The 19,933-nt window shown below is 68.3% G+C and carries 19 protein-coding genes; 11 read left to right on the forward strand and 8 right to left on the reverse strand.

Annotated features, from left to right (window positions below; genetic code table 11):
* Positions 1–120 precede the first annotated feature (120 nt).
* The 5 genes from OED01_RS16195 (at position 121) to OED01_RS16215 (ending at position 3,803) form a co-directional block, all read left to right on the forward strand.
* Entirely contained in the window at positions 121–1,077 is a 957-nt protein-coding gene (locus OED01_RS16195) for a hypothetical protein (protein WP_264156313.1), read from the forward strand.
* Positions 1,074–2,189, forward strand: a complete 1,116-nt coding sequence (locus OED01_RS16200; protein WP_264156314.1) for a hypothetical protein — start codon at positions 1,074–1,076, stop codon at positions 2,187–2,189. Before OED01_RS16195 ends, OED01_RS16200 begins: the two co-directional genes overlap by 4 nt.
* 95 nt (positions 2,190–2,284) lie before the next feature.
* The gene (locus OED01_RS16205) at positions 2,285–2,635 is read left to right on the forward strand and encodes a PadR family transcriptional regulator (RefSeq protein ID WP_264156315.1); all 351 of its coding nucleotides are present in this window, start codon (positions 2,285–2,287) and stop codon (positions 2,633–2,635) included.
* Positions 2,635–3,657 (forward strand): hypothetical protein, encoded by a 1,023-nt coding sequence (locus OED01_RS16210; protein ID WP_264156316.1) that lies wholly within the window; start codon positions 2,635–2,637, stop codon positions 3,655–3,657. Before OED01_RS16205 ends, OED01_RS16210 begins: the two co-directional genes overlap by 1 nt.
* Positions 3,658–3,671: 14 nt before the next feature.
* Positions 3,672–3,803 carry a hypothetical protein gene (locus OED01_RS16215; protein ID WP_264156317.1) on the forward strand — a complete coding sequence of 44 codons (132 nt, stop codon included), beginning with the start codon at positions 3,672–3,674 and terminating at the stop codon, positions 3,801–3,803.
* A gap of 9 nt (positions 3,804–3,812) precedes the next feature.
* Here the strand turns inward: OED01_RS16215 and OED01_RS16220 are convergent, their stop codons facing one another.
* Genes OED01_RS16220 through OED01_RS16230 form a run of 3 tightly spaced genes read right to left on the reverse strand, consistent with a single transcriptional unit; the run spans position 3,813 to position 7,058 of the window.
* On the reverse strand, positions 3,813–5,162 hold the full coding sequence (locus OED01_RS16220; protein ID WP_264156318.1) for an ABC transporter substrate-binding protein: 1,350 nt from the start codon (positions 5,160–5,162) through the stop codon (positions 3,813–3,815).
* Positions 5,163–5,182: 20 nt separating this feature from the next.
* Positions 5,183–6,100 carry a carbohydrate ABC transporter permease gene (locus tag OED01_RS16225; protein ID WP_264156319.1) on the reverse strand — a complete coding sequence of 306 codons (918 nt, stop codon included), beginning with the start codon at positions 6,098–6,100 and terminating at the stop codon, positions 5,183–5,185.
* Between the two features lie 16 nt (positions 6,101–6,116).
* Positions 6,117–7,058, reverse strand: coding sequence for a carbohydrate ABC transporter permease (locus tag OED01_RS16230; protein ID WP_413231593.1), 942 nt, complete (start codon positions 7,056–7,058; stop codon positions 6,117–6,119).
* A gap of 138 nt (positions 7,059–7,196) precedes the next feature.
* On the opposite strand from OED01_RS16230, the gene OED01_RS16235 reads away from it, so the two are divergent.
* Entirely contained in the window at positions 7,197–8,438 is a 1,242-nt protein-coding gene (locus tag OED01_RS16235; protein ID WP_264156321.1) for a Gfo/Idh/MocA family protein, read from the forward strand.
* Positions 8,439–8,447: 9 nt separating this feature from the next.
* The gene (locus OED01_RS16240) at positions 8,448–9,452 is read left to right on the forward strand and encodes a LacI family DNA-binding transcriptional regulator (RefSeq protein WP_264156322.1); all 1,005 of its coding nucleotides are present in this window, start codon (positions 8,448–8,450) and stop codon (positions 9,450–9,452) included.
* A gap of 16 nt (positions 9,453–9,468) precedes the next feature.
* Here the strand turns inward: OED01_RS16240 and OED01_RS16245 are convergent, their stop codons facing one another.
* From OED01_RS16245 to OED01_RS16265, 5 genes are all read right to left on the reverse strand, one after another.
* Complete coding sequence (locus OED01_RS16245; RefSeq protein ID WP_264156323.1) at positions 9,469–10,896, reverse strand: CCA tRNA nucleotidyltransferase; 1,428 nt, start codon at positions 10,894–10,896, stop codon at positions 9,469–9,471.
* 183 nt (positions 10,897–11,079) lie between these two features.
* The gene (locus OED01_RS16250; RefSeq protein ID WP_264156324.1) at positions 11,080–11,394 is read right to left on the reverse strand and encodes a hypothetical protein; all 315 of its coding nucleotides are present in this window, start codon (positions 11,392–11,394) and stop codon (positions 11,080–11,082) included.
* An 18-nt stretch (positions 11,395–11,412) separates the two neighbouring features.
* The gene (locus tag OED01_RS16255; protein WP_264156325.1) at positions 11,413–11,856 is read right to left on the reverse strand and encodes a GNAT family N-acetyltransferase; all 444 of its coding nucleotides are present in this window, start codon (positions 11,854–11,856) and stop codon (positions 11,413–11,415) included.
* Between the two features lie 31 nt (positions 11,857–11,887).
* Entirely contained in the window at positions 11,888–12,943 is a 1,056-nt protein-coding gene (locus OED01_RS16260) for an LLM class flavin-dependent oxidoreductase (protein ID WP_264156326.1), read from the reverse strand.
* 165 nt (positions 12,944–13,108) lie between these two features.
* Complete coding sequence (locus tag OED01_RS16265; RefSeq protein ID WP_264156327.1) at positions 13,109–14,629, reverse strand: DUF7059 domain-containing protein; 1,521 nt, start codon at positions 14,627–14,629, stop codon at positions 13,109–13,111.
* 96 nt (positions 14,630–14,725) lie between these two features.
* Between OED01_RS16265 and OED01_RS16270 the strand changes: the two genes are divergently transcribed.
* From OED01_RS16270 to trxA, 4 genes are all read left to right on the forward strand, one after another.
* A complete protein-coding gene (locus OED01_RS16270) occupies positions 14,726–16,879 on the forward strand; it encodes a DUF6049 family protein (RefSeq protein WP_264156328.1) in 2,154 nt (717 codons plus the stop codon).
* On the forward strand, positions 16,876–18,492 hold the full coding sequence (murJ, locus tag OED01_RS16275; protein ID WP_264156329.1) for a murein biosynthesis integral membrane protein MurJ: 1,617 nt from the start codon (positions 16,876–16,878) through the stop codon (positions 18,490–18,492). The genes OED01_RS16270 and murJ overlap by 4 nt, the downstream gene beginning before the upstream one ends.
* A 62-nt stretch (positions 18,493–18,554) precedes the next feature.
* The gene (gene trxB, locus OED01_RS16280; RefSeq protein ID WP_264156330.1) at positions 18,555–19,529 is read left to right on the forward strand and encodes a thioredoxin-disulfide reductase; all 975 of its coding nucleotides are present in this window, start codon (positions 18,555–18,557) and stop codon (positions 19,527–19,529) included.
* Between the two features lie 60 nt (positions 19,530–19,589).
* Positions 19,590–19,913, forward strand: a complete 324-nt coding sequence (trxA, locus tag OED01_RS16285) for a thioredoxin (RefSeq protein WP_243228441.1) — start codon at positions 19,590–19,592, stop codon at positions 19,911–19,913.
* Positions 19,914–19,933: the final 20 nt, after the last annotated feature.

Raw genomic sequence — 19,933 nt, forward strand, 5'->3', positions numbered from 1 at the left:
CGTCACCCGACCAGTTCGGGGGCCGACACGCCATTCGTCGGACGTTCTCGGCGGAACGGTCCGACATCCGGCGTATCGGCCCCCGCGGCGAGCAGGACCTGCGCCGGGTACCGTGGACGCATGGAATGGGTGGCGGAACCGACCACGGCGGGCGCATGGCTGCGCGAGCGGCTCGACGACGACCTCGGCGTGGTGCCGCACGGGTTCCCGGCCTACGCCCGCGTGTTCCACCCGGCTCGGGTGCGATCGCTGCCCGGCCGCGCCGTTCCCGACATGGATGAGTGGGTGCGGCTGTCGGATGCCGAGCAGCAGCGCCTGATGGCACAGTTCGACGATCGCGAGATCACGTGGGCGGACACGGCATCCGCGTTCGGAACGAGGATGCATCCACTCGCCCAGTGGCAGCGCATCGTCCGGACGCCGGAAGGCGCCGGGTGGCAGGTGCGCATCGCGCCGGACGGACGCGAGTTCACCTCACCGGACGAGGGCGCCATGGCGCCGTCCCACCTCGCCGCACTGTCGTCGATCCTGATCGCGCACACCCGCACGCCGGATGCCGGATACGCGGCCGTCTGGGAAGGATGGGGCGACATCGTCGGCGCCCTCAAGTCCGCTTCATCGCGCGCGTACCTGATCAGCGACGACCCGAATCATCAGGCGATGCTCGACCAGAGCATCCACGACCGGTTCAACAATCCGTTCGCGAAGCCCACCTGGCATTCCGGCATCCTGTCGGACGAGATCTCGCAGGGAGCACGACTCGAGCTGCCCGGTCGCCGTCACGTGCTGTTCTCCGCCGCGCCTTCGCGGTTCGGCGATCCGGACTGGATCCTCGACGCGCCGTGGCGCGACCGGGCGGGCGAACCGCGCGGGTTCCCGCCTCGGGCCGAGCACCCCAGCCTCCTGTGGCCGGAGGATCGCGCCTGGGTGATGGTGAGCGAGATCGACTTCGACTCGACGGTCGTCGCAGGATCCGCGGACCTGATCGCCGCGATCTGCGCGGACGACCGGCTCGAGGCGCTGCCGATCCCGGACGGAGCTGACCTGTCCTGGACGGGTGACGAGGTCAACGCGTGACCACGCCGAAGCCGGCGATCACGTTCGACGCGCGGCCGCTCACGGATCCGGTGGATCCGAAGGCCGTGAGCGCCTTCGTCGCCGAGATGCGGGCACGGCGGACCGGCGGCGGTGTCGGGATGATCCTCGGCATCGTCGCCGGCGTCCTGGCCCTCGCGATCGCCGTGCCGATCCTGATCGCCTCGTTCACGATGGTCGCGTCGCGTGGTTTTCCCGGGCTGTCGATGCTCCCGTTCGCGATCTTCGGCGTCGTGTTCATCGCTGTCGGCCTGACAGCGTTGTTCAGCCACCGACGCGGACGCGAAGCGCGCTACCGGCTGAGCCGTTTCGCCGCGGCGAACAACATGACGTACGAGGATCGCGTGGACAACCCGGCGCTGCCCGGCATGATCTTCCAGCACGGCAACGGCCGCCGTTCGACGATGCTGGTGCGTGGGCACAGCCCGCGCTTCGTCGAGTTCGGCAACTACCAGTACACGGTCAAGCACGGCAAGAGCTCGACGACGTACCGGTGGGGATACGTCGCGGTGAAGCTCGACGTCCCGCTGCCGAACATCGTCCTGGATGCCGTGGGCAACAACGGCTTCGGATCGAACCTGCCCTCCTCCTTCGACAAGGACCAGCACCTGTCGCTCGAGGGCGATTTCGACCGCTACTTCACGCTCTATTGCCCGGAGGGGTACGAGCGCGACGCGCTCTACCTGTTCACCCCGGACATCATGGCGCGCTTCATCGACAACGCCGCCGAGCTGGATGTCGAGATCGTCGACGACTGGCTGTTCCTGTACTCCAAGCGCCAGGCATCGACGCTGGATCCGGCGACCTGGGCCTGGCTGTTCGGCGCCGTCGGGGCGCTGATCACGAAGTTCGACCAGTGGGCGCGCTGGCGAGACGACCGCCTGCGGGTGGAGCACGCCTCGCCCGGGGCGTCCTCCGCCGCGACGCCGACCGGCGCGGCGGAGAGCCTGCCTTTCGCGCCTCCCGTCGGCATGATCACGCCGCCTCCGGGAGTGGCGCCGTCGGGGCGGCGGCTCAAGCGCCGGACCGGATGGATGTGGATCGTCGTCATCGTCATGGTGATCGCTATCAACGTCTGGGCTCGCGCGTTCTGACCCCGCGAATACCGCGGTCCGACACGCAAGGCGGACTCGCGTTTCACACACTACTGCGCATTGCGTGGTAGCGTGCACTGCAACAGAGGAGTTCGATGGACACCACGCAGTTGCTCAAGGGCGTACTGGACGTCGCCGTGCTGGCGGTTCTGCGCCAGGAGGACGGGTACGGATACGACATCGTCCGGCGCCTGCGCGAAGCTGGCCTCGGCGATGTAGGTGACGCGTCGGTGTACGGGACGCTGCGCCGCCTGTACGCCGCGGGTTCCCTCTCCAGCTACGTCGTGCCGTCAGAAGGCGGCCCTCATCGCAAGTACTACGCGATCAACCCGCAGGGCCGCGCGTCCCTCGACCAGCAGGCCGCCATCTGGACCGAGTTCTCCGCCGCCATGAGCGGTCTGCTCGATCCTTCGGAATCAGCATCCCCTTCGATCGGAGCCGAGTGATGAACACCATCGACGCATCGCTGGACGAACGCATCCGCGCCTTCGCTGCAGCCGTCCGCGGTCATCTGGACGATCTCCCCGCTGAGGATGCTGAAGACATCACGGTCGGCCTCGTCGCCGATCTCTCGGAGAAGGCGGCGGACAACGACGGATCGATCGACCTGGACGATCCGGCCGGATACGCGGAGGAACTCCGCAACGCCGCAGGTCTGCCACCGCGCTCGGACAGCAGGATGCGGGAATCGCTCGGCACCCGAGTGCGCTCCCGCCTCGGCACTCTGGCGGCGGGCATCCGCTCCAGCCGGTTCGGGGCCTGGATGCTCGATCTGCTCGTCGCCCTGCGGCCGGTGTGGTGGGTGCTGCGAGCGGCCGCGATCTACGGCATCGTGCTCGGCATCACCGGCAAGGGCCATGGGAGCTTCTGGCCGGACAGCCTGCTCGGATGGGGACTTCTCGCTGCGCTGACCCTGGTGAGCGTGCAATGGGGACGGGGCAGGTGGCTTCCGTCGAATGCGCTGCGCCATGTCCGCACTGTCGTGAGCATCGTGGCCGCAGCGGCGCTGCCGTTCGTGTTCGTGTGGATGGTCAGCACCCAGACCGAGTATGTCTCGGAGGGGTACTACCCGCCGGGTGAGTTGCTGTTGAACGGGGTCCAGGTCGGCAACATCTTCGTCTATGACGCGGAGGGGAAGGCACTGCAGGACGTCCAGCTGTTCACCGGCAAGGGGACTCCGCTGAACCTGCACGACCCGGAGAGCGGCGACTACGGCTGGCAGGACGGCAGCGACAAGGTCACCGTCCCGCTGCGCGACTTCCGTGATCAGCCGATCTGGAACGTGTATCCGCTGCCGGAGGCCGAGTTGAACGACATGGGCGAGGTCGATGAGGACTCGATCGCACCGGCGCGAGCGCCGTTCGGTCAGGCCACCGCGATCGATGCCTCCAATCCGACGCCCACTCCGACTCCGACCCCGGCGCCGGGGGCTCCGACGCCGGAGCCGACCACCACACCGGTGCCCTGACACCGTTGCGCATCGTGAACCAGCCGATCTTCCGGCCTCCGGCGGTGACGGATGCCGCGGAGGGCATCATCACCGCCGGAGTCGACATCACAGCGTGGTCGGAGGCCGCCGGCATCCCGTCGTCGACCGACCGGCGGCGACCCTGACCCGACGCCTCAGTCGTCAGTGGTCTCCTCGCCCGAACCTTCGAACAGCCGGTTCACCTGCTCGTTGGCGCTCGTCAGCGAGCTGACATCCGTCTGGCCGGTGAGCACCGCATCCATGGCGGGATGCATGATCCCGTCCACCTGCGCGGCGTTCGCCGTGATCGGGAACAGGAACGTGGTCCCGTCGGTCACATGGTCGGTGAACGGCGACACGTCGAGGCCGCGCTCCTCGAAGGCGGCGACCGCGCGTTCGGCCGACGACAGGATCGCGGGGAACACGACGCCCTTGTCTCCGACGACGTCCTGGCAGGCGGCCGATCCGAGATATTCGACCCACTTCTGCGAGCCTTCGAGGTTGTCGGTACCGACCCAGATGGAATCGGCGAGGCCGTTGAACATCGATGACCGCTCGCCCTCCGGTCCGATCGGCGTCGGGGCGATGCCGAGGTCGATGCCGTCGTAGGAGGCGTACTGACCGAGCGTCCACGATCCATTCGCATTGATGGCGGTGCGTCCGGCGCCGAAGTTGTCGGACATCGACGCACCGATGGTGGTCTCGAGTCGCGGCATGTACCCCTTGTCGATGAGGCCGGCCCACCAGGCGATCGCATCCTGGAACCGCTCGTCGTCGTAGTTGTAGTGATCGCCCCACGGGGTCTGGTTCGTGTGGGTCCAGCCGGTCGTGCCCGTGAACCAGCTCCACTCCGCCTGGCCCATCCCGGATCCGGAGGCGGCGAGCCCGAGGCCGTACACCTCGACGTCGTTCTTGTCGAAGCCCTCCTCGTCGCCGCGGACACCGTTGGAGTCCACGGTCAGGCGCGCGATGACGTCTTCGAGCGTTCCGCCGTCCTCGGCGTTCCAGGTCAGCTCGCCCATCTCCTCCTCGGTGATGCCGGCATCCGCCAGCATGTCCCGGTTGTAGAACAGAGCGATCGTGTCCCAGTCCTTCGGCACTCCGTAGCGCTTGCCGTCCTGACCGACCCAGAGATCGGCCAGACCGTCCGCATACAGATCGAAGTCGACCTCCGTGTCGTCCAGCGGGACGAGCTGCTCGAAGCGCAGGTAGTCCGGATACTTCGACAGGTGGTTGGTGAACACGTCGGGGGCGTTCTCGGCGACCATGCCGTTGGTGAGCTTGCTCCAGTAGTCGTCCCAGCCCAGCTGGGTGATCCGCACGGTCAGTTCGGGATTCGCGGCGCTGAAGTCCTCCGCGCACTGGCGGTAGCCGGGCAGCTGGTTGGCGTCCCAGAGCCAGTAGTCGATCGTGTTGACCTCGCTGGCGGTGGTGCAGCCACCGAGCGCAACAGCGGAGAGCACGACGACGGTGCTGGCGGCGGTCTTCTTCATGGTGCGGCGCATGGTGCGGCGTCCTCTCATGATCACTTGAGCCCGCTGAATCCGATGGAGTTGACGATCCGTTTGCCGAACACGGCGAACAGGATCAGCACGGGGACGGCCGAGACGAGGGTCGCCGCCATGAGGCCGGACCAGTCCGGCGCTCCCTGCGGCGACTGCGCCTTGAACGTGCCGAGGCCCACGGTGAGCACCCGGGTGCCCTCATCGGAGACGAGCAGCGGCCAGAAATACTCGTTCCACTGGCCCATGAACGTCAGCAGCGCCAGCGTCGCGAGAGGCGCTGCGGCGTTCGGCAGGACGACCTGCGTGAAGATCCGCCACTGGGATGCCCCGTCGATCATGGCCGCCTCCTCGACCTCGCGCGGCATGTTCAGGAAGAACTGCCGCATGAAGAAGATCGCGAAGGGCGTCATGAAGACGTACGGGAGGATCAGTCCGAACATGGTCCCGAGCAGGCCGAGATTCTTGATCAGCAGGAAGTTCGGCAGCGCTGTGAAGATCGGCGGCACCAGCACCGTCGCGAGGAACAGGCCGAACACGAGATCGCGGTGCTTCCACCGCAGCCGAGCGAACGCGTAGGCCGCCATCGAGCTGAAGAACACCGCCCCCGCCGTGGTCAGCGTGGCGAAGATGACGGAGTTCATCAGGTACTGCCAGAAGTTGATCTCCGCGCCTGATCCGCCCTGCGCGAGCGCCTCCTCGGTGGACTGCAGTCCGAAGACGCGGGCGAAGGCGCCGAGGTTGAAATCGACGGGCAGCAGGCTCGACGAGTTCGCGGCCAGTCCTGAGTTCATCGAGAGCGAGGTCCGAAGCACCCAGTAGAACGGCAGGATGCTGATCGCGATCGCGATGCCCAGGAAGACCCAGCCGATGGCGGAGCCCCAGGTCAGGCGTCGGCGGATGCGCCGCCCCTGGGTGACGATGGTCGTGGTCGTTGTCATGGCCTCTTCCTTACGCTTACGCCAGGTCGGATTCGTTGCCGCGGAGCAGCTTCATCTGCACGAAGGCGATGATGCCGAGGATGATGAACAGGATCATCGCGAGTGCGGATGCGTAGCCGAACTCGAGCTGCGTGAACGCCTTCTCGAAGATGTAGAACTGGATGACGCGGCTCGCGTTGACCGGCCCGCCCTGCGTGGTCACGGCGACGGTGTCGAACACCTGGAACGATCCGGTCACGGTCAGCACGAGCACAAGTGCGAGCACCGGCCGAAGCAACGGCAGCGTGATGCGCCCGAACGTCTGGACCGGGTTGGCCCCGTCGAGGTTCGCGGCTTCGTACACGGTGCGGGGGATGGCCTGCAGGCCGGCGAACAGCAGCAGCGCGGTGTAGCCCATGTGCCGCCAGGTGTTGATCAGCGCCTGGGTCGGGATCGCCCATTCCGGGCTTCCGAAGAACGCCACCCTTGGCAGGCCGAGCCACTCGATCATGTCGTTGACGATGCCGATCTGGTAGTCCAGCATCCAGAACCACAGCAGCGCGGCGATCACGTTCGCCATGAGGTACGGCATGAGCAGCATGCCGCGCACGAGCGTCGACCGGGCGATGTGGTTCATGAGCAGAGCCAGGCCCAGCGCGATGGTGGTCTGCAGCACGATGTTGATGATCACGTACTGGACGGTGACGCCGAGCGCGTTCCAGAAGAGCGGGTCCTGGGCGATGCGCTCGTAGTTCGCCGTGCCGATCCAGGTCGGATCGTCCAGAACGCTGTACTGCGTGAAGCTGAGGTACAGACCGCGGATGGTCGGGACCACGTAGAACAGGATCAACCCGATCAGCGCCGGGGTGATGAACAGGAGAGCGATCTTGAGATCGCTGCGCTTTCGTCGCGTTCTTACTCCCCCGTCACGCGTCGCTCCGCGACGCCCGAGGACGATCGTGCTCGTTGTCATCTTCATACTCCGTCGTTATGCGATGATGAGGTTGCCCGCGAAGTTACACGAGTCACTTCAGGGGCACAAGACCTAATTCTGATCGGCATTTCTGCGCATAGAGTCGCGTTGACACGAGTAACCAATCGTGGAAGACTCTCGCGCATGACTCACCAGACCTTCTCCCTCGGCATCGTCGGCGCGGGCCAGTTCTCCGGCCAGTTCGCGAAGCTGTTCAACGCCCATCCCCTCGTCTCCTCCGTCGTCGTGACCGACGTCCTCCCCGAGCGCGCGAGCGAACTCGTCGAGCGCGAGCACCTCGCCGGCACCGTGGCGAGCTTCGACGACCTGCTCGAATCAGACGTGGATGCCGTCGCGATCTTCACCCAGCGGTGGACGCACGGACCGCTCGTCGTCCGCGCGCTTCGTGCCGGCAAGCACGTGTACTCGGCCGTGCCGATGGCGATCACCGAAGAGGAGATCGCCGCGATCATCGAAGCGGTCCGCGAGACCGGTCTCACCTACATGATGGGCGAGACCAGCTACTACAACCCGGCGACCGTCTATGCCAGAGGCCGCAAGGCCGAGGGTGCGTTCGGGCGGATCTTCTACGCCGAGGGCGACTACGTGCACGATATGGACCTCGGCTTCTACGCCGCCTACCAGTACAGCGGCGGCGAGGCATGGAAGAGCACCGCCAGCTACCCGCCCATGCTCTACCCCACGCACTCGCTGGGCGGCGTGATCGGCGCCATCGGCTCGCACGCCGTGAGCGTCAGCTGCATCGGAGTCCGGGACGACCGCGGCGACGGCGTGTTCGACCGTGAGGTCAGCATGTTCGACAACGACTTCTCGAACGCCACAGCGCTGTTCGAGCTCGACGGCGGCGGCAGCGTCCGCATCAACGAGTTCCGCCGCGTGGGCTACCCGTCGCACCTGCGCGAGTCCCGGTTCCGCTACTTCGGCACGGAGGGAAGCTTCGAGCAGCTCGTCTCGACCGCCGTCTGGCAGGACAAGGAGGGTTGGGAGGACATCACCGAGCAGCTCGAGACCAAGCCGTCGATGTCGCCGGATGACCCCTCCCTGGCCGACGTCGACCCGGCACTGCGCGACGCGTTCATCTCGGGCCTCGCCCCGGTGCACGACGCCTCGCGCCTGCCGGAGTCGCTGCGTCGTCTGCCGAGCGGACACGAAGGCAGCCACCACTTCCTGGTGGACGACTTCGCCACGGCTGTCGCCACGCGTTCGCTACCCCCGGTGAACGCGTGGGAGGCCGCGCGCTACACGCTGCCCGGAATCATCGCGCACCGCTCAGCGCTCCTCGGCGGCGAGCGCCTGACGATTCCGGACTTCGGGGACGCCCCTGCGGAGATCGGGACTTCGGTCGCGCAGACCGCGCGCGACTAAGATGGCGCCGTGTCCCGTTCACCTGCCGCATCCCCCGGACGGGCGACGCGGAACGACGTAGCGAAGCTCGCCGGGGTCAGCCCCGCCGTGGTCAGCTACGTGGTGAACGGGACCAAGCGCGTCGGAGAGGCGACGGAGGAACGCGTACGGGAGGCCGTCGCGAAGCTCGGCTACCGCGCGAATCCGTCTGCCCGCGCGCTGCGACTCGGATCCACCGAGATGCTCGGCATGCTCATGCCGACGGCCATGAACCCGTACTTCGCGCAACTCGCGCACGAGGTCGAGGTCGCGGCGGCCAAGCACGGCTATCTGGTCATCACGTCCAGTTCGGACTCGTCGGTCGCCACGGAGCGCGTGCAGCTGGAGCAGTTGGCCGGGCGGCTCGTGGACGGCATCTTCCTGTGCAGCACGGTCTTCGACCCCGACCTGCGCAACCTGGATCTCGCGGGCATCCCGATCGTGGTGCTGAACAACAGCGCCAGCGTTCCCGCCCGCGACTCGGTGGGCGTCGACCTGCTGCACGGCGCACACCTCGCGGTCGAGCACCTCGCGGAGCACGGCTACGAGGAGATCGGCCTGGTCATCGGCGGCACCACGGGCGATGAGGAGGACGGTCGCGAGACGGGATGGCGCGAGAGCCTCGACCGGCTGCGACTCGAGCCCGGACCGATCGCCCGCGGCTCATTCACGCCCGACGGCGGATACGACGCGATGCGCCGCCTGATTCGAACGGGCGACGTGCCGCGCGCCCTCTTCGTCGCCTCGGATCAGATGGGTCGGGGTGTCCTGAAGGCCGCGCACGAGACAGGGCTGCGCGTCCCGGAGGACCTCGCCATCGTCTCGTTCGACGGATCCCTGGATGCCACCTACAGCTGGCCGACCCTGACCACGGTCGCCCAACCCCTGAGCGAGATGGCCGAAGCCGCCGTCGAGGCGCTGCTGGGCCCGCAGCACGAGCCTCGTCACCTGGTCGTCGACGCGCACCTCGTCATCGGCCGATCCTGCGGCTGCTGACCGGCTCGCGCAGGGATCAGCCCCGACTCGCCCACCAGTCGCGCAGGCGTTGCTCCGCGGCATCCGGCCCGAGCACGCCCTCGTCGAGGCGCAGGTCGAGCAGGAACCGGTAGGCCTCGCCGACTTCGCGACCCGGCGCGATGCCGAGGATCTCCTGGATCCGGTTGCCGTCGAGCTCCGGACGGATCGAGTCGAGCTCCTCCTGCTCGCGCAAGGCCGCGATCCGCGACTCGATGTCGTCGTAGGCACTGGCGAGACGCGTGGCCTTGCGGCGATTGCGCGTGGTGACGTCGGCGCGGGTGAGGATGTGCAGACGCTCGAGCAAGTCGCCGGCGTCGCGCACGTAGCGGCGCACCGCACTGTCGGTCCAGGTGCCCTCGGCGTAGCCGAAGAAGCGCAGGTGCAGCTCGATCAGCTTCGCGACGGCATCCGTCGTCTCGCCGTCGAAGCGCAGGGACTGCAGGCGCTTGCGGGCCATGCGCGAACCGACCACGTCATGGTGGTGGAAGGTGACGGCTCCGCCCGGCTCGAGCTTGCGGGTGCGGGGCTTGCCGATGTCGTGCAGCAGCGCCGCGATCCGAAGGGCGACGTCCGGTTCGGCGCCCGGATGCCGGGAGTGCTCGAGCTCGATCGCCTGCTGCAGCACCGTCAGCGAGTGCTCGTAGACGTCCTTGTGGTGGTGGTGCTCGTCGACCTCGAGTCGCAGCGCGCTGACCTCGGGGAGGAACTCCTCGATCAGTCCGGAGTCGACGAGGACGCGGATGCCGCGGGACGGGTCGTCCGTCTGCATGAGGCGGATGAGTTCGCCCTGAACGCGCTCGGGGCTCACGATCTTGAGGGTTTCGCGAAGCTCGGAGATCGCGTCCAGCGTGGCGTCGTCGATCGCGAAGCCGAGCTGGGCGCTGAAGCGCGCCGCCCGCAGCATCCGCAGCGGATCGTCGCCGAAGCTCACCTTCGGGTCGGCGGGTGTGCGCAGGATGCCGGCGATGAGGTCCTCCACGCCGCCGGTCGGGTCGATGAGCTTGACCGCCGGCACCTGCAGCGCCATGGCGTTGACGGTGAAGTCGCGCCGGGCGAGGTCGCCGTCGATCGTGTCGCCGAACTCCACCGTGGGCTTGCGGGTGACGCCGTCGTAGCTGTCGGCGCGATAGGTCGTGATCTCGACCTGCTCGCCCTGGACGCGGGCGCCGATCGTGCCGAACGCGCGACCGATGTCCCAGTGGGCGGTCGCGATCGGCTTCACGATCGCGAGGATCTGATCCGGCGACGCATCGGTCGTGAAGTCGAGGTCGTGCGTCGGGCGCCCGATCAGCGCGTCGCGGACCGGTCCCCCGACGACGGCGAGTTCGAATCCCTGCGCGGCGAACGCATCGGCCAGGGTGCGGACGACCGGGTCGGCGGCGAGCGCACCGAGTCGAGCGAGGCCATCGGCCATATTGAGCATGGGTTCCAGGGTACCGGGCGCCTCTGGGTCTCTTACGTCCTCACCTCAGCGTCGAGACCCCGTCGGCGTTGCGAGACCCCGTCTGAATTACGTGAATACGACGGGGCTTCGCAATTGCGGAGAGGTTTCGACGACGCGGGGCGGCTCAGCCGACGCGGGGCGGATCAGCCGGCGTTGTTCGGATCAGCCGGCGTTGTTCGGATCGCCGGGCGCCGGGCCCGGCGGCACGCCGAGGTCGCGCAGCTCCTGGGTGTGCCGGCGCATCATCGACAGCAGCGACGAGCTGAGCACGATCCCGCCGGCGACCGCGATGGCGATCAGGATCCAGATGCCCTGCTCGGGGTCGACGAGCTCGAAGCCGTACACGAGGACGGTGGCTGCGAGCAGCGCGAGCCCCTCGATGAGCGCGAACACGAGAAAGAACCGGGTCTGCCGCCGCCGCTGCTCGTCGCGCAGCGCGACGACACGAGGATCATCCCATCCACCGTCGAAGGTCATGCCGTCAGGCTACCGTCGTCACGGCATCCGGATCTGGTAGTGGATGAAGCCGCTACGGTCCGCGACCCGGTCGTACAGCCGGCGGGCGGTGGCGTTGCTCTCGGCCGTCAGCCAGTAGACCTTGGCGCTGCCATTGCGCTCAGCCCACGCCCTGACGTGTGCGATGAGCGCCTCGCCGGCTCCGGCGCCACGGGCATCCGGCGCGACGAAGAGGTCCTCGAGGTAGCAGTAGTCCGACCGCGTCCAGGTCGCTGGGTGCGTGAGCCAATGCACGAGACCGATGGCATGGCCGTCGTCGTCGCGGGCGAGGGCGCCGTGCAGTTCGGCATCCGCGGTGAGTCGGTCGAACGTCGCGGCCGTTGTCGCCTGATCGATCTCGGACTCGTAGAACGTCAGATAGCCGTGCCAGAGCTCCAGCCAATCGGGGCGGTCCTGCGGCTGAAGCGGAGTGATCTCGACCATCCCGCCACGCTAGCGCGTTCGGCTCGGGGGCTCAGACCGGATCGCCTTGCACCGGTCCCTCCGTGTTCGGCTTCCAGCCGAGCGCCGGCGCGACGTGCTCGGCGAACGCCTGCAGCACGTGCAGGTTGTACTCCGGTCCGAGCTGATTCGGGATGGTGAGCATGAGCGTGTCGGCGGCCATCACGGCCTCGTCCTGCTTCAACTGCGAGATCAGCACGTCGGGCTCGGCGGCGTAGGTCTTGCCGAAGGTCGAGCGCATCCCGTCGATGATGCCGATCTGGTCGTCGCCGTCCTCGCTGCGGAGGCCGAAGTACGCCCTGTCCATGTCGCTCACCAGCGGGAACACGCTGCGACTGACCGACACCCGCGGGCTCCCGGTGTGCCCGGCCTCCTTGTAGGCGGCGCGGAACAGATCGATCTGCTCGCGCTGGAGCTCATGGAACGGCTGCCCTGTGGCCTCGGTGAGCAGGGTCGAGCTCATCATGTTGAGGCCCTTGCGCCCGGTGTCCTCCGCCGTCGCACGTGAGCCCGCTCCCCACCAGATGTGGTCGCGCAGGGTCGGCGACTGCGGTTCGATCGCGAGGTAGCGTCCCTCGCCGACCATCCGCGGATCGCCTGGTGCAATGCGCTCCCCGTCGATCGCCCGCAGGAACAGGTCGAACTTGTCGCGCGCCAGGATGCTGCCGCGTTCGCGGTCCTCCTCGTCGACGAATCCGAAGGTCTCGTATCCGCGCAGCGCCGTCTCGGGTGACCCTCGGCTCACACCGAGCGCGATGCGCCCGTCGGCGATGTAGTCGAGCGCGGCCGCCTCCTCCGCGAACTGGAAGGGGTTCTCGTATCGCATGTCGATGACGCCGGTGCCGACCTCGATGCGCTTCGTGCGCGCGGCCATCGCCGACAGCAGGGGCATCGGAGACGCCGCTTGGCGCGCCCAGTGGTGCACGCGCACGTATGCGCCATTCACTCCGAGCTCATCGGCGCCCTCGGCGATCTCGATGGTCTGACGCAGCATGTCTCCTGCGGTCCGCGTCGACGAACCGGGGACGTCGGCGTAGTGGCCGAACGAGAGGAATCCGAAAGCCTTCATGATTCATTCGAACGCATGAACCGGGCGACCTATTCCGCGGACCCTTTCCGCAGACCCGGGGACGGATGCACGACGCGGGAACGGATGCACGACGGATTCGCCGAATTCACCGTGCATCCGTTCCCGAGTCGTGCAGGTGTACCCACAAGCACGCCCGCGGGCCCATCACGGCGCCGCCAGCAGCAACCCGTCGAAGACGAGCTGTCGGACGCGCGGTTCCAGGTCGGCCCAGAGCTCGGCCAGCGGCACCTCGAACAGATCGGCCAGCGCCCCGACGATCTGCGCGACCGTGAGGTCGCCGTCGCACGCACCCACGAACGCGGCGAGCGCCGAGTCCACGCCGATCGTCCGGCCGAAACCGCCGCCCTGGCGCAGCTCGATCACGCTGGGGTCGTCGTTTCCGGGCATGAGGTGGCGGGCTTCGGTGACATCTCCGGCGACGAAGAGGGTCTGCGGGATGCCGTCGGCGAGAAGGTCGTGCGCTGCGAGACCGGACTGCAGCGCCCGTCCCGGCTGCGAGAGCGGCTGCGTGATCCGTTCGAATCGCTGCAGCGGCTCGGCATCCGCTCGCCCCCGGCGCAGCAGGACGTACCCGAACCCGATGGCCGTCACGTCCCGCGCGGCGAAGTCGTCCAACCAGGCCTCCAGCAGCGGTGTGAACGCGGCATCCCGCGGCGTCGTTCCGCCGTCGCGGATCCACAACTCGGCGTAGGCGAGTGGCGAGAGCTCCTCGCGCTCGATCACCCAGGCGTCCAGGCCTTCGGGGATCCACGAACGCATCCGGTCCATACCGGCGGCTCCGCCGCGGGACTCCCAGTTGCCCAGCAGTTGCGCGATCCCGCCGGGAGTCAGGTGATCGGGCACGCTGCGCAGGAACTGCTCGACGAGCGCGTCGCCGACCAGACCGCCGTCGCGGTACTCGTACGCCGGCACGTCATCGCCGCGCGGCGTGATGACGAAGGGCGGGTTCGACACCACGAGATCGAACGCCTCGCCCGCGACGGGTTCGAACATGCTCCCGTGCCGGAACTCGATGTTCGTCACGCCGTTGAGAAGCGCGTTCAGCTCCCCGAAGGCGAGCGCTCGGTCGGAGATGTCCGTCGCGACGACCGCGCCGGCGTGCCGCGAGACCAGAAGCGCCTGGATGCCGCAGCCGGTGCCGAGGTCGAGTGCACGGCTCACGGGCTGCGGGACGACGAGCTCGGCGAGCGTCCGGGACGCCCCACCGACGCCGAGGACGTGGTCGGCGGGGAGCGCCGACCCCAGTGCCACCTCGTCGAGATCGCTCGCGATCCACCACTCCCCGATCCCGTCGGCGTCGACGAAGGACTGCGGGCGCAGGAGCACCGTCGGACGGACGGCGGATACCTCGGCATCCCTGACCCCCAGCCCGAGGGCGACGACGCCATCCACCCCGACGCGCGGCAGCGCAGCCGACATGTCTGCCTCGGGTTGCGGGAGACCCAGGACGAAGAAGCGTCCCAGGGTCGCCAGGGGCGACCGGTCGTCCTCGATCGCCCGCAGGATCGGCGTGCGCATTCCGCGCCCGAGCGCGTCATCGGCCTCCTCGCCCCACAGTCGCCGCAGCGGCTCCGAGCGGAAGTCGGCGGCATCGAGATCGGCGGCGAGCGCCGAAGCATGCAGCGGATGCGGGGTGATGGCGGGGGTGTCGGACACGGCCGTCACTCTACGCGCCTTCAGGGTTCGGATCGGCGTCCCGCCTAGAATCACAGGGTCCGCACTCACGAACCGCTCGCCGCGTTCGAGGAAGACCCCGAGACCGTGATCATCCCCCGTACAGCTCAGCGCGCGCACCGGCGTCCCGTCGCCCGCGCCGTCGCTGCGCTCACCCTCACAGCCTCGGCGATCGTTCTCGGCGTCTTCGGCGCCGCCACCCCGGCCGTCGCCGATCCGACCGAGGATCCGTCGGATCCGACGACGGACGGCTCGGTCGCCCTTGAGGTGTCGCTGGGAACGCACGGGGCGATCCCCGCGGGTTCCCCGATCTCCGGAACGGTCACGGTCGACAACGGCACCGGTGAGTCCGTCGGCGAGGCGCGCGTCGAACTCGAGATCGATCCGACACCGCTCGCGGATTCCTCCGCCGTGTCGGCCTGGCTGGGCTCGGGTGCGGGTGCGGATGCGTTGACCCCGCTGTTCTCGGCCCCGACCGCGGCCGTGCCGGCGGGAGGAGATCTCGACACGCCGATCGCCGCGACGAGCGACCTGGTGCAGCAGCTGCCGCCCGGCGTGTATGCCGTCAACGCCTCGTTCTCCGCCCCCGCAGGCGGTCAGGATGCTGAGGCCGACGACACGAGCGCGCGCACGGTCCTCACCGTGCGACCTGCCGCGACCGCTCAGGTGAGCGTGGTGGTCCCGATCACGGCGACTCCGGCATCCGGGGCTCTGCTCACCGCCGACGAGCTGTCCGAGCTCACCGGCACGGACGGCGCGCTCACCGCGCAGCTCGACGGAGTGACCGGCAGCATGGTGATCCTCGCCGTCGACCCCGCCATCCCCGCCGCGATCCGGGTGCTGGGTGAATCCGCACCTGCCGCAGCCGTCGCGTGGCTCGATCGGCTCGAAGCCCTGCCGAACGAGACGTTCGCGCTGCAGTTCGGCGACGCCGACCTCGCCACCCAGGCGCACGCCGGTCTGGGCGCGGCGCTCGCCCCGACGACGCTGGACCCGTTCATGACCGCCGCGGACTTCCCCGCGGACGAATCGCCCACGCCGACTCCCGCACCCTCCTCCTCGGCTTCGCCGACGCCGTCCCCGACGCCGAGCGACACCGTGGAGCTCCCCGACCTGGCAGAGCTCACCGCGCTCCGCGGCGAGCTCACCGGCATCGTGTGGCCGCGCGGAGACGTCGCCACCGACGACCTCGCGACCTTCGACGTGTACCTCGGGGAACCGGCGACGACGATCGTGCCTTCCACGTCCGTGGCCGAGCCCGTTGCTTCCGGCCACGCGGTCGTCGGCGGCTCCTCCGTACTCGTGAGCGACACCGAGGCATCCGCGATCCTGTCCGCAGCCGCCGCCGAGCCGGACGAGGCCCTCCGCGAGTCGCTGCTCGCTCAGGCGAATGCAGAACTGTCGTTCTCCGGCGCACCGGCGTCCGGCATCCTCATCGGACTGGAGCGTGACGAGGCACGGACCGCGGATGCTCTGCGTGATGTCCTGCAGACCAGCGGCGCCGCACCGCTCCGGTCCCTGCGGGGCACGACCCCCGGCGCCGTCACGCTCGCGAGCGAGCCCGATGCGGTGCGGGCGACGAAGCTCACGACGCTGCTCGCCGACGAGGACGCCCTCGAGGCGTTCGGCTCGATCCTCGACGATCCGCAGGTGCTGCTGGCGCCCGAGCGGATCCGATTGATGCGGGTGATCGCGGTCGGGCTCGACGATTCCGCGTTCGAGACCGGCTACGCGGATCTCCGCGCCGCGACCGTCACGACCCTCGGATCCGTCGGCGTGCAGGAACCCGCGCCGATCCAGCTCATCAGCGCGAACGTCGACCTTCCGGTGTGGATCCGCAACGACCTGCCGTGGCCGGTGAATCTCATGCTGAGGGTCGATCCCTCCGACTCCCGTGTCGCGATCGAGCCGTACACCCAGGTGCAGGCGCAGGCGAACACGAACACGCGCGTGCTGATCCCGGTGCAGTCGCGCGTCGCCAGCGGCGAGCTCGACGTGACGTTCACGCTCAGCAGCCCGACCGGTGTGCCGATCGGCTCTCCCGAGACTGCCGAGGTGACGGTGCGGGCCGAGTGGGAGAACATCGGCCTCGGCATCCTGGGCTCTCTGATCGTCCTGCTGCTGGCGTTCGGCATCGTGCGCACCGTCCTGCGGCGTCGTCGCGATCGCGCGGTGGCGGCGGAGGACGCCGACGCCACGGCATCCTCCGCCGCCACCGCCTCCGACGAAGGAGATCGATGACCAGCCTCGGCCGGGCCAGTGCGCTGCTGGGCGCGGGAACACTCGTCTCCCGCCTGACCGGGCTGCTGCGCACGATCGTGCTCGTCGGCGTCGTCGGGTCTGTCGGCTCGAAGGCAGCGGACGCGTTCGCGGTCGCCAACCAGCTTCCCAACAGCGTGTTCAACCTCATCTCGGTCGGCGTTCTGACGGCCGTGATCGTGCCGCAGATCGTGAAGGCGAGCAAGGACGCCGACGGGGGGAATGCGTTCATCTCGAAGCTGTTCACCCTCGGGACGGTCGTCCTGGTCATCGCCACAGCCGCGGCGATGGTCGCAGCGCCCTGGCTGGTGACCCTGCAGCTCAAGGCGTACAACGTCGAGCAGCTCGCCCTCGCGACGGCGTTCGCGTACTGGTGCCTGCCCCAGATCCTGTTCTACGGGCTGTACGCCCTGGTCGGCGAGACCCTCAACGCGAAACGCATCTTCGGCCCGTTCACGTGGGCACCGGTCGCGAACAACATCATCTCGATCATCGGCTTCCTGCTCATCGGCGCCCTCTTCGGCAGCGACCTCGTGACCGTCGCGGACTGGACGCCCGACATGATCGCCTGGCTCGGTGGGACGGCGACCGCCGGCATCATGGTGCAGGCCGGCATCCTGCTGCTGTTCTGGCGAAGGACCGGACTCGCGCTCAAGGTCGACTTCCGCTGGCGCGGCGTCGGCCTCGGCAACGTCGGACGCATCGCCGGCTGGACGCTGCTGATGGCGCTGTCGAGCATGGCGGCCGGTTTCTATCAGAACTGGGTGGTCAGCGAGGCTTCCGGGTACGGCGCCGGCGTGTTCGTGATGAACAACGCCTGGTTGATCTTCATGCTGCCGTACTCGATCATCGTGCACTCGATCGGCACCCCGTACTTCACCCAACTGTCCGAGCACGCTGCCGCCGGACGCGACGACGACGTGCGAGGCGACATCTCCCGCAGCATCCGCACGCTCGGGTTCTTCCTGATGGGTGCGATGGCGGCCGTCGTCGCAGCGGCCGTGCCGGCCTCCCGGGTCTTCACGAACTCCTCCTCGGATGCGGTGGATGCCGCCGTCGTCCTCGCCTGCTACCTCGTCGGACTGCTGCCGTTGGCCGTCCTGTTCATCATCCAGCGCACGTTCTACGCGTACGGCGACACCAGGACGCCGTTCTTCTTCACGCTCTTCCAGTGCGCGCTCGTGGCCATCACGGCGACGATCGCCTGGGGACTGTCCGCATCGGGCACGCTGCCGCTCACCCTGCTCGCCGCCGCGGTCGCGCTCGGCCAGTCGATCGCCGGCACGGTGCAGACGATCGTGGCGACGATCCTGCTGCGCCGCCGGCTCGGGTCTCTCGAAACGGGACGTTGGATGCTGTCACTCGGCCGGTTCACCCTCGCGGCGATCCCCGCAGGCGCCGCCGGCTGGGGCGTCTTCCTGCTGCTCGGCGGGGTGGACGGTTGGACCACCGCCGACAAGATCCTCGGCGTGCTGGGAGCGGGCATCATCACGGTCACGTCCGTCGCCGTCTACGTGGTCTTCCTGTGGGTGCTGCGGGCGCCGGAGCTGCAGGTCGCGAAGGGCGTCGTCCGACGCATCCTGCCTGGGCGTTGAGGCGCCCCTCGGGGAATGCCTCGCCGTTACCATGGGTTGAAGCAGTGGAACGAGGAGAGCATATGCGTCAGGTCATCATCATCGGCTCCGGCCCGGCCGGATTCACGGCCGCCATCTACGCGGCGCGCGCGAGCCTCGAACCGCTGCTCATCGCGAGCTCGGTCGAGGTCGGCGGAGAGCTGATGAACACCACCGAGGTCGAGAACTACCCCGGCTTCCCCGACGGCATCCAGGGCCCCGAGCTGATGGCCAAGTTCCAGCAGCAGGCCGAGAGATTCGGCACCGAGGTCGTGTACGACGACGTGACCTCGCTCGAGCTCGACGGCACCGTGAAGAAGGTCACGCTCGGTTCGGGCACTGTCCACGAGGCCAGGACGGTCATCTACGCGACCGGCTCGGCGTACCGCAAGCTCGGCGTCGAGGGCGAAGAGCGTCTCTCCGGCTATGGCGTCTCCTGGTGCGCGACGTGCGACGGCTTCTTCTTCCGCGAGAAGACGATCGCCGTGGTCGGCGGCGGCGACTCCGCGATGGAGGAGGCCACCTTCCTCACGCGCTTCGCCGAGAAGGTCTACGTCATCCACCGCAAGGACACCCTGCGCGCCTCCAAGATCATGCAGGAGCGGGCGTTCGCGAACGAGAAGATCGAGTTCATCTGGAACAGCGAGGTCGCCGAGATCCTGGGCGACGGCGCCGTCACCGGCGTGCAACTGCGTTCCACGACCGACGGCTCCCTGCGCGATCTTCCGCTCGACGGCCTGTTCGTCGCGATCGGCAACGACCCCCGTACGCACCTCGTGCACGGCAAGCTCGACCTGACCGCCGAGGGCACCATCTGGGTCGACGGACGCACCTCTGTGACGTCGAAGCCCGGAGTCTTCGCCGCCGGTGACGTCATCGACCCGCACTACCGTCAGGCGATCACCGCGGCCGGCTCCGGCACCGTCGCGGCGCTGGATGCCGAGCACTTCCTCGCGGATTTTGAGGATGCTTCCGTCGAGGTCCCGGCCGCGGAAGCCGCCGAGGTCATCGTCGGCTAGGGAACACTTTCCACCCTCCTGCTGTTGGGGCAGGTGAGACTTCGATCAAGGAGAAGACTGATGACTGCTAAGGCGACGAGCCAGGCGACGTGGGATCAGGATGTGCTGCAGGCCGAGGGCACCGTTCTGGTGGACTTCTGGGCGGAGTGGTGCGGCCCGTGCCGCATGGTCGCGCCCGTTCTGGACCAGATCCAGTCCGAGCACCCTGAGAAGATCACGATCCTCAAGCTCAATGTGGATGAGAACCCCGAGCTGGCGATGAAGTACCAGATCACGTCGATCCCGGCGATGAAGGTCTTCTCCGCGGGCGAGGAGCGCAAGACGATCATCGGCGCCAAGCCGAAGTTCGCGCTCGAGCAGGACCTCGCCGAGTTCATCGGCTGAGTGTCTCCGACGCTTCACGG

The sequence above is a fragment of the Microbacterium sp. M28 genome (assembly GCF_025836995.1).
In the GTDB taxonomy this organism is placed as follows: Bacteria; Actinomycetota; Actinomycetes; order Actinomycetales; family Microbacteriaceae; genus Microbacterium.

Bases quoted from the DNA above. Each gene is read 5' to 3' on its own strand.
- OED01_RS16220 (WP_264156318.1), bottom strand. From the start codon at position 5,162: ATGCGCCGCACCATGAAGAAGACCGCCGCCAGCACCGTCGTCGTGCTC.
- OED01_RS16260 (WP_264156326.1), bottom strand. From the start codon at position 12,943: ATGAAGGCTTTCGGATTCCTCTCGTTCGGCCACTACGCCGACGTCCCC.
- OED01_RS16255 (WP_264156325.1), bottom strand. From the start codon at position 11,856: ATGGTCGAGATCACTCCGCTTCAGCCGCAGGACCGCCCCGATTGGCTG.
- murJ (WP_264156329.1), top strand. From the start codon at position 16,876: ATGACCAGCCTCGGCCGGGCCAGTGCGCTGCTGGGCGCGGGAACACTC.
- trxB (WP_264156330.1), top strand. From the start codon at position 18,555: ATGCGTCAGGTCATCATCATCGGCTCCGGCCCGGCCGGATTCACGGCC.
- OED01_RS16210 (WP_264156316.1), top strand. From the start codon at position 2,635: ATGAACACCATCGACGCATCGCTGGACGAACGCATCCGCGCCTTCGCT.
- OED01_RS16205 (WP_264156315.1), top strand. From the start codon at position 2,285: ATGGACACCACGCAGTTGCTCAAGGGCGTACTGGACGTCGCCGTGCTG.
- trxA (WP_243228441.1), top strand. From the start codon at position 19,590: ATGACTGCTAAGGCGACGAGCCAGGCGACGTGGGATCAGGATGTGCTG.
- OED01_RS16195 (WP_264156313.1), top strand. From the start codon at position 121: ATGGAATGGGTGGCGGAACCGACCACGGCGGGCGCATGGCTGCGCGAG.
- OED01_RS16230 (WP_413231593.1), bottom strand. From the start codon at position 7,058: ATGAAGATGACAACGAGCACGATCGTCCTCGGGCGTCGCGGAGCGACG.
- OED01_RS16245 (WP_264156323.1), bottom strand. From the start codon at position 10,896: ATGCTCAATATGGCCGATGGCCTCGCTCGACTCGGTGCGCTCGCCGCC.
- OED01_RS16235 (WP_264156321.1), top strand. From the start codon at position 7,197: ATGACTCACCAGACCTTCTCCCTCGGCATCGTCGGCGCGGGCCAGTTC.
- OED01_RS16250 (WP_264156324.1), bottom strand. From the start codon at position 11,394: ATGACCTTCGACGGTGGATGGGATGATCCTCGTGTCGTCGCGCTGCGC.
- OED01_RS16225 (WP_264156319.1), bottom strand. From the start codon at position 6,100: ATGACAACGACCACGACCATCGTCACCCAGGGGCGGCGCATCCGCCGA.